The organism is Haloferax sp. s1, assembly GCF_058382125.1.
Genome location: NZ_JBZRPK010000283.1, coordinates 1 through 2,679, shown reverse-complemented (window position 1 = coordinate 2,679; position 2,679 = coordinate 1). Strand labels below are relative to the sequence as shown.

General features: G+C 56.1%; 3 protein-coding genes and 1 pseudogene. 1 reads left to right on the top strand and 3 read right to left on the bottom strand.

The annotated features are described in order from the left end of the window. From QT222_RS02930 to QT222_RS02920, 3 genes are all read right to left on the bottom strand, one after another. A partial coding sequence (locus QT222_RS02930) for an ArdC-like ssDNA-binding domain-containing protein (protein ID WP_491476253.1) occupies window positions 1–474 on the bottom strand: 474 nt, incomplete at its 3' end. 74 nt (window positions 475–548) lie between these two features. Then, window positions 549–887, bottom strand: coding sequence for a DUF8013 domain-containing protein (locus tag QT222_RS02925; protein ID WP_491476252.1), 339 nt, complete (start codon window positions 885–887; stop codon window positions 549–551). Window positions 888–985: 98 nt separating this feature from the next. Then, a complete protein-coding gene (locus tag QT222_RS02920) occupies window positions 986–1,381 on the bottom strand; it encodes a DUF7567 family protein (RefSeq protein WP_004043073.1) in 396 nt (131 codons plus the stop codon). 413 nt (window positions 1,382–1,794) lie between these two features. Between QT222_RS02920 and QT222_RS02915 the strand changes: the two are divergent. Then, window positions 1,795–2,679, top strand: a pseudogene (locus tag QT222_RS02915) (AAA family ATPase); the annotation flags it as partial.

The window sequence follows — 2,679 nt, the reverse complement described above, 5'->3', positions numbered from 1 at the left end:
CCTGGGGTGTGGCTCGCACTCGGTCTGAGAAAAGTCGAGGACCGGTGCAGACTTGATGCCGACGAGTCCCTCTGACCACTCTTCGGGTGGCGTCTCGTCGTACTCACGCTCTCTGTTTTCGTGGTAGCTCGGCGCGTTCCCACACTCAGGGCATTGGGTCGTGATGATCGGCGCCCAAATCCAGATCGCCGACTCGCCTTCCTGGACGTGTCGGTCGAACTCGTCTTGCCACGTCCGGTAGCCAGCGACCTTCGTCGCCTCAGGGCATTGGAGGGTGATGAGGAGTGTATTGCGGTGGGAGTAGTCGTGGAACTGGCTCTGGACGTCCAGCCACGCTTGGAACTGCTTGCTCGCCCGAGCGTCGTCGACGTCGGCAGCGAGGTCTGCAAGCCACTGTTCGATCGTGCGATGCATCTCATCGTGTCGCGTGTCGGTCTCGTCGAACGACACCGACGGGGAACTCGTTGTTGCCATTGGCTTCAGTTCTGATGCGTCTCTCCAGGACGCGCCGCACCCCTCTGGGGCGCACAAAAAACAGGCGAGACGACCTACTGGTCGGTGTCCTCGCATTCGAGGCTCCGAAGGTACTGTCGACACTCGCCGAACAGGCCGCTCGCAGTCGCTTCGCCGGTCGTGAGGTGGCGAACCCACTCAATCGCCCAGCAGTACACGGGATCGGACTCACCTGTGCCGTGGATGTACCACCAACGAGCGGCTTTGAGCACGACGAGCGGATTCGTCGGCGGTTGTTCGCTCAGAAGGTCCCACGTAATCGACTCAATTTCATCGGGAACGTCGGCTCGGGAGAGGTCGGTGCTATGCACGAGTTCGAGGTCGACTGGAATCTCGTCGATCGAGACGTCTGACTCTGTTTGTTGGTAACTCATGGGAATCACGTCACACGGACTGTGTCTTCAGCCCGCACCCATCTCGGGCGCAAAAAATCACGACGGCGCGCTAGTACCGACGGGACTCTCGACCGAGGCTATGCGAGATGCGATACCTCCTCGGGTTCGGAGTCGTCAGCGAACTCGTTGCGCTCGACTGGCGTCCAGTCTTCAGTCGTGGTTGGTGCCCACCAATCGACGTGGTAGTCACCCGGAGCACCGAGAATCTTAACTTGTGCTTCGTCGTCGGGAAGTGGCCGGCGAAGTTTCTCGTCGACGTGGAGATTCCACGTCGTCGTCGCGTCGAATGTGATGATGACCGCCTCATCGTAGCCACGCGACTCAGGCGCCTCACGGCACGTCACGCTGGTATTGCACTCTGTGCAGAACACTCCCTCAAACGGAATGTGCGTGAACGCTTCCGTGCCACACACCGGACACCACAAAAACTCGAACAGCGCCTCGTCGTGGCGGCACACACGCTCAAGACTCATCAGATGCTCACCACCTTAGCGAGCATCGTGGGCAAGTGGTGGGGAAAACGAGACAACTCAGCTGCCAGCGTTGGAATCGACATCTGTTACTGCGCCTCCGCCCCTTCGGGCGGCGCAAAAACAACGCCGTAGTGTAGACCTGCTGAACGCTCAATAGTGCTGAATGAGACACATCAGAGGGGTTGCGAGCTCGTGAATACAATCGTGGAAGTGGGAGGGTGAGAGTACGTTTCGTCTGTCTGCCACACTACGCTGGAAGGTACAAGAGGACGATAGAGAGAGTACATTTCGTCTGTCTTCCTCTAGTGACTGAGGAGTAGTGCTCCGATTTTAGCCCGGTTCGATACTCTATGAGAAGACAGACGAGACAAACGAAACAAGGTTTTATTACGTAAACACTCACACAACATGTTATGTCGGGCCCATTTAGTGACCTTGAGGACACCATTTTCTCCGATAAGAGTGTCCTCACCGAAGATTATCAACCAGAAGAAATTCTCGAACGAGACGAAGAGATCGAAGAATACCGATACGCCTTGCAGGATGTCCTATTCGGGAGGGCTCCCGAGAACATCATGCTCTACGGGAAAGCCGGCCTCGGAAAAACGGCTGTTACGACGTACATGATGAACGCTCTCAAAGCGGAAGCAGAGGAGCGCGAGAACAAGCAGACGACCTCTACATTCACGAGTTAAACTGCAACGGCAAGACGTTGTTCGTAGTCGTTAGGCAGCTTGTGAATAGTTTGCTCCCAGAAAACGCGAGTGAGTTTCCAAAGCGTGGTCTCGGGACTAGCGACGCGTTCGAAGAACTCTACCGGCAACTCGACCGAGTCGGTGGGACGCACTTCTTGGTGTTCGATGAGATTGATCACCTCGACGATGTGAACACACTCCTCTATGAGCTCCCACGGGCCTCATCCAACGGGCATATCACGAACTCTCAGGTTGGTGTTATCGGGATTAGCAACAACTACACGTTTAGACAGTCACTTTCGTCGAAGGTCAAAGACACGCTGATGGAAAACGAGATCTCGTTCAGCCCATACAATGCGGACGAACTGCAAACGATTCTCCGTGACCGCGCTGACCGAGCGTTCGTTGACGGCGCGTGTGATCGGTCGGCCATCGCCATGGCGTCTGCAATCTCTGCAAAGGATATGGGAAATGCGCGACAGGCGATTGACCTTCTCCGAGTCGGTGCAAAGGTCGCCGAAAAAAATGAAGACGAGAAAGTAGAAGACAACCACATCGAGAGCGCGAAAGAACTCGTTCAACGTGGGCGGTTGAGTAACCGAG